Origin of the sequence: Planctomonas deserti (genome assembly GCF_003067705.1) — a bacterium.
GTDB classification, from domain to species: domain Bacteria; phylum Actinomycetota; class Actinomycetes; order Actinomycetales; family Microbacteriaceae; genus Planctomonas; species Planctomonas deserti.
The window spans coordinates 1-669 of record NZ_QANL01000068.1 but is presented as its reverse complement, the minus strand read 5'-3'; the positions used below and the strand labels follow the sequence as shown (position 1 = coordinate 669).

Annotated in this window: 1 protein-coding gene; it reads left to right on the top strand. The window is 68.8% G+C overall.

Going from position 1 to position 669, the window contains the following annotated elements; all coding sequences use genetic code 11:
- Positions 1 to 15 precede the first annotated feature (15 nt).
- Positions 16 to 669 (top strand): ATP-binding response regulator (locus DAI20_RS19580; RefSeq protein WP_205781505.1); only part of this gene is annotated, 654 nt, incomplete at its 3' end.

Below are 669 nucleotides of genomic sequence, written 5' to 3'. Positions count from 1 at the left end.
GACGTGAGTGCGTTGATGCGCGAACTGGCCGCGCAGTACACCCCGGTCGCCGCCGGCCGTGGCCTGCGCCTGGACCTGTTCGCACGCCCGGCATGGGTGCGCAGTGACCGCCGCCTGCTGCGCCGCGTGCTGCAGAACTTCCTGGCCAACGCGCTGCGCTACACACGGCAGGGGCGCATCGTGCTGGCGGTACGCCAGCGCGGCGACGAAGTGGAACTGCAGGTGTGGGATACCGGTCCCGGTATTCCCGAGCACCACATGCGGCAGATCTTCGACGAGTTCCACCGCTACCAGCAGCCCTTCGACTGGGGCGAGCAGGGCTTGGGCCTGGGCCTGTCGATCTGCCAGCGCATCTCGCGCCTGCTCGATCATCGCCTCAATGCGCGCAGCCGGGTCGGCAAAGGGTCGATGTTCTCGATCATCCTGCCGCGGGTGGCGCCGCTACCGGGCTACACCGAACTGGCCGCGCCGGTACAGCCCGTCGCCGCGCCGGTGCGGAGCGATTCGTTGGCGGGCCTGCGCGTGCTGTGCGTGGACAACGACGAAGAGATCCTCGACGGCATGCGCGCGTTGCTCGGCCGCTGGCAGGTGCAGGTGATTACGGCATCGACGGTGGATCAGGCGCTGGAGAAAGTGGCCGAGCGGCCGCAGGTGATGCTGGTGGACTAC